Genomic DNA, 4,298 nt, shown 5'->3' on the forward strand with positions numbered 1-4,298 from the left:
TTGGAATGTCATCAAATCTTAAAACCATGTGCAGTATTGCTGGCGCTGGGAAATTTTCAGAATTTTTCAAACCCAATTGGAAAGACCAAATATGGAATTTAACCGTAGTTCTAGGCGCTATAATTGGAGGTTTTATTGCTGTTCATTTTTTGTCAAATGGTAGCGGAACAGATTTAAACCCAATTACAATTGCAGAGCTTCAAAATTTGGGATTCAAAAATGCTGGAGCAACCCTAGTACCAAACGAAATATTTGGTATGGATGTTTTAACATCACCTAAAGCACTTTTACTTTTAATCGTTGGAGGTCTTTTAGTTGGTTTCGGTACACGGTATGCTGGTGGTTGCACATCAGGTCACGCCATTGCAGGTCTTAGTAGTTTACAAAAACCATCCCTAATAGCTGTTATTGGCTTTTTTATAGGCGGTTTAATTATGGCTAATTTAATTTTTCCCCTAATCTTTTAAGTATGAAAGTTTTAAAATTTCTTTTAGTAGGTATATTTTTCGGTATCGTTTTAGTGAAATCCGAAGCCGTTTCATGGTATCGCATTTATGAAATGTTTAGGTTTCAATCCTTCCATATGTATGGCATAATAGGAACAGCTGTTGCATCGGGAATTCTATTTTTACAGATTTCAAAAAGTAGACATATAAAAAGTATAAAAGGTGCAGACATTTTTGTTCCTAAAAAAGAGGACGGATTTGTGAGGTATATTATTGGCGGGATGATATTTGGCTTAGGATGGGCATTAGTTGGAACTTGCCCCGGACCTATGTACATTCTTTTAGGTACAGGTGTTTGGAGTATGATTATTGTAATAGCTGCTGCAATAATTGGTACATTTATTTATGGTCTAATAAAAAACAAACTGCCACATTAAATGGATTCCACCCAAATTTTAGGATATATAGGCGCCCTAATCGTTGGCCTAGTTTTAGGGCTTATTGGAGGTGGTGGATCCATACTTACTGTGCCTCTTTTGGTTTATCTCCTTGGTTACAATCCCGTAGTTGCGACAGCTTACTCTCTTTTTGTGGTTGGTACCACATCCATGGTTGGTACCTATCAAAAATACAAAAAAGGCTTAGTCGATTTTAAAACAGGTTTAGCCTTTTCATTTCCTTCATTTATTGCCGTTTATTTATCTAGAAGGTATTTGGTTCCTGGAATTCCAGAATCTTTATTTTCCATTGGTGATTTTCAACTTTCCAAAGAAATGGGAATTATGATTTTCTTTGCAATTATCATGCTTTTGGCCTCTATTTCTATGATTAAAAAAGGAAAAGAGAAAGAAGTTTCGGCAAAATCGCAACCTTATTACAAAACATTTGCACAAGGTTTAATTATTGGTACTATAACAGGTATTATTGGTGCTGGTGGTGGATTTTTATACGTTCCAGCATTAGTACTTTGGGCAAATATTCCCATGAAAAAAGCCGTTGGAACATCATTAATTATTGTGACTATAAACTCTTTAATAGGTTTTACTGGAGACCTACAAACTTTAGACATTGAGTGGACATTCCTTTTAATATTTACATTAATTTCTATTATAGGTATTATAATAGGTGTGTTTTTATCAAAATTTATAAGCGGCGAGAAACTAAAAAAGAGTTTTGGTTATTTTGTATTACTAATGGCGGTTTACATAATTTATAAAGAGTTAAAATAATTACAAAAGTGATAATAGTCACATGTCAATAAGGTCAGGTTTTGTAATTTTGTATAGTTAAATTAGACTGAAGAAATCCCCTTCTTCAAGGGAATAAAAAAATAAAAGTATGCGAATAGAACAAATATATACAGGCTGTTTAGCACAAGGTGCATATTACATAGAATCAAACGGTGAGGTCGCTATTATTGACCCATTGCGTGAAACACAACAATATGTTGATAAGGCCGCTAAAGAAAATGCCAAAATAAAATATATTTTTGAAACTCATTTTCATGCCGATTTCGTTTCTGGTCATGTTGATTTAGCGAAAAAAACTGGTGCTAAAATTATATTTGGCCCTGGTGCTGAAACAGAATACGATATTCATTCTGCAAAAGACAATGAAGAGTTCAAATTAGGAAACATCATTATAAAAGTCTTGCATACACCAGGACATACTTTAGAATCTTCAACATTTCTTTTAATTGATAAGCATGGAAAAGAACATGCTATATTCTCTGGCGACACGTTGTTTCTAGGTGATGTAGGAAGACCTGATTTAGCTATTAAATCGGATTTAACAAAAGAAGATTTAGCAGCAATGTTATTTGATTCTTTACGCAAAAAAATCATGACACTTCCTGATGATATTATCGTTTACCCGGCTCATGGTGCGGGTTCTGCCTGCGGAAAAAATTTAAGCAAAGAAACGATAGGGGTTTTAGGCGAGCAGAAAAAAACAAATTATGCCTTAAGAGCGGATATGTCAAAAGACGAATTTGTAAAAGAAGTGTTAACCGGTATTGCACCTGCGCCTCAGTATTTTGCAAAAAATGCGATGATGAATAAATCTGGTTATGATGCTTTTGAAACCGTTTTGAAAAAAGGAGATACGCCTTTAACACCAGAAGAATTTGAATTAGTTGCAAATAATGAAGACGCACTAGTTCTTGATGTTCGAACAGAAAAAGAATTTGTTGAGGCGCATATACCTAATTCTATTTTTATTGGAATTAATGGTGGGTTTGCACCTTGGGTTGGTGCTTTAATAACAGATTTGAAACAACCTATAATTTTAATAACACCAAAAGGAAGAGAAAAAGAGACGGTTACGCGATTATCCCGTGTGGGATATGATAATACTTTAGGTTATTTAGAAGGTGGCATTGAAGCTTGGAAAAAAGCTGGAAAAGACATTGAAACAATTAATTCAATTTCCGCTCAAGAATTTTATGGCCATTCAAAAAATGAAAGCATTAATGTTTTAGATGTTAGAAAAGATGGTGAATATAAGTCTGAATATTTAGAAGGCGATTTCGTTCAGCATTTTGCTTTAGATTTTATAAATGAAAACATGCACCATATTGATAAAGACAAAAAGTATTATATTCATTGTGCTGGTGGGTATCGCTCGGTGATTGCTATATCTATTTTAAAAGCTCGAGGTTTTGATAATTTAATTGATATAGCAGGTGGTTTTGCTGCCATAAAAAATTCGGGCTTACCAGTTACCAATTATATATGTCCATCAACATTATAAATACTATTAATTAATCAAAAAAGATATGAAAAAAAACATGGGAAGTGCAGACAAAGGAATAAGAATAGCTTTGGCTATAGTTGTTGCCTTACTTTATTATTTTAATGTCATTACAGGAACATTAGCTTATGTGCTAATGGCTGTTGCTATTATTTTTCTAATAACGAGCTTCATTAATTTCTGTCCCCTTTATAAAATTTTTGGAATTAACACATGTAAAATAAAAAAATGAAAACAGTTTTAGAAATACAAAATCTTAAGTGTGGCGGATGTGCCAACACCATAACCAAAAAAGTTTCTAGTTTGGAGGATGTTTCTGAATTAGAAATTAACAACGATAATAACACGGTTTCATTCCAATACGAAAATGAAAATACGCTTTATGAAGTTCAAGACCTTCTTAATAGTATTGGTTACCCTGTGGTTGGAGATAAAAATGCGTTAACTACAAAAGCTAAATCTTTTGTAAGTTGTGCCATTGGAAGAATGAATAATTAAATAATCTCAGCACTTAAACCAGCATCTAAAAGCATAGAGCAGCGCGGTTTTAATTCTTTATACTCACCCGTTTTAACAGTACATTTCCCTTTGTAATGTACTAGAATAGCACATTGTTCTGCTTGCTCGGCAGTATGCTCGCAGGCATAAATAAGGGTATCTATAACGTGATCAAAGGTGTTAACATCATCATTGAACAATACGATTTCATTCTGAGTTAGCACGGCTTCTTCAACTAATAATTCTTCTGATGCTTTTTCTTTTGTACTCATAACTTTAATATCCTTTGGGGATTTATTATACTACTAATTTATAAATTTTAACGATACCCAATTGTTTCTTTCCAATTTTTCTTCAAATTTTAACAAATGTTTTTCACCTTCTTTTTGAATCATTGGAATATCATCAGCATAAAATCCGCTTAAAAAAAGCGTTCCGTTTTTATTTAAACATGAAATATAAGTGGCCATCTCTTGCATTAAAATATTGCGATTTATATTAGCAATTATTATGTCGTATTTATTTTTTAAAACTGACGCATCCCCTTCAATTACTGTGATATTTTTACAATTATTACGTTCTACATTTTCCAAACTGTTTAGG

General features: G+C 33.0%; 8 protein-coding genes. 6 read left to right on the top strand and 2 right to left on the bottom strand.

Going from position 1 to position 4,298, the window contains the following annotated elements; genetic code table 11:
- The 6 genes from WBN21_RS05145 to WBN21_RS05170 all read left to right on the top strand — a co-directional run.
- Positions 1-467, top strand: a 467-nt coding sequence (locus tag WBN21_RS05145) for a YeeE/YedE family protein (protein ID WP_424198213.1), incomplete at its 5' end; no start/stop codon positions are given.
- 2 nt (positions 468-469) lie between these two features.
- Positions 470-883: a DUF6691 family protein gene (locus tag WBN21_RS05150; protein WP_424198214.1), complete on the top strand. Its 414-nt coding sequence runs from the start codon at positions 470-472 to the stop codon at positions 881-883.
- The gene (locus WBN21_RS05155) at positions 884-1,675 is read left to right on the top strand and encodes a sulfite exporter TauE/SafE family protein (protein WP_424198215.1); all 792 of its coding nucleotides are present in this window, start codon (positions 884-886) and stop codon (positions 1,673-1,675) included.
- 109 nt (positions 1,676-1,784) lie between these two features.
- Positions 1,785-3,197, top strand: a complete 1,413-nt coding sequence (locus tag WBN21_RS05160; protein ID WP_424198216.1) for an MBL fold metallo-hydrolase — start codon at positions 1,785-1,787, stop codon at positions 3,195-3,197.
- Between the two features lie 25 nt (positions 3,198-3,222).
- A complete protein-coding gene (locus tag WBN21_RS05165; RefSeq protein WP_424198217.1) occupies positions 3,223-3,429 on the top strand; it encodes a YgaP family membrane protein in 207 nt (68 codons plus the stop codon).
- Positions 3,426-3,695, top strand: coding sequence for a heavy-metal-associated domain-containing protein (locus tag WBN21_RS05170; protein ID WP_424198218.1), 270 nt, complete (start codon positions 3,426-3,428; stop codon positions 3,693-3,695). Before WBN21_RS05165 ends, WBN21_RS05170 begins: the two co-directional genes overlap by 4 nt.
- Here WBN21_RS05170 and WBN21_RS05175 read toward each other — a convergent pair.
- Entirely contained in the window at positions 3,692-3,967 is a 276-nt protein-coding gene (locus tag WBN21_RS05175; protein WP_424198219.1) for an ATP-dependent Clp protease adaptor ClpS, read from the bottom strand. The genes WBN21_RS05170 and WBN21_RS05175 overlap by 4 nt on opposite strands.
- Before the next feature lie 33 nt (positions 3,968-4,000).
- On the bottom strand, positions 4,001-4,298 hold a 298-nt coding region (locus tag WBN21_RS05180), incomplete at its 5' end, for a 50S ribosomal protein L11 methyltransferase (protein ID WP_424198220.1).

The organism is Algibacter sp. (assembly GCF_049667265.1).
In the GTDB taxonomy this organism is placed as follows: domain Bacteria; phylum Bacteroidota; class Bacteroidia; order Flavobacteriales; family Flavobacteriaceae; genus Algibacter_B.

Bases quoted from the DNA above. Each gene is read 5' to 3' on its own strand.
- WBN21_RS05170 (WP_424198218.1), top strand. From the start codon at position 3,426: ATGAAAACAGTTTTAGAAATACAAAATCTTAAGTGTGGCGGATGTGCC.
- WBN21_RS05150 (WP_424198214.1), top strand. From the start codon at position 470: ATGAAAGTTTTAAAATTTCTTTTAGTAGGTATATTTTTCGGTATCGTT.
- WBN21_RS05155 (WP_424198215.1), top strand. From the start codon at position 884: ATGGATTCCACCCAAATTTTAGGATATATAGGCGCCCTAATCGTTGGC.
- WBN21_RS05160 (WP_424198216.1), top strand. From the start codon at position 1,785: ATGCGAATAGAACAAATATATACAGGCTGTTTAGCACAAGGTGCATAT.
- WBN21_RS05165 (WP_424198217.1), top strand. From the start codon at position 3,223: ATGAAAAAAAACATGGGAAGTGCAGACAAAGGAATAAGAATAGCTTTG.
- WBN21_RS05175 (WP_424198219.1), bottom strand. From the start codon at position 3,967: ATGAGTACAAAAGAAAAAGCATCAGAAGAATTATTAGTTGAAGAAGCC.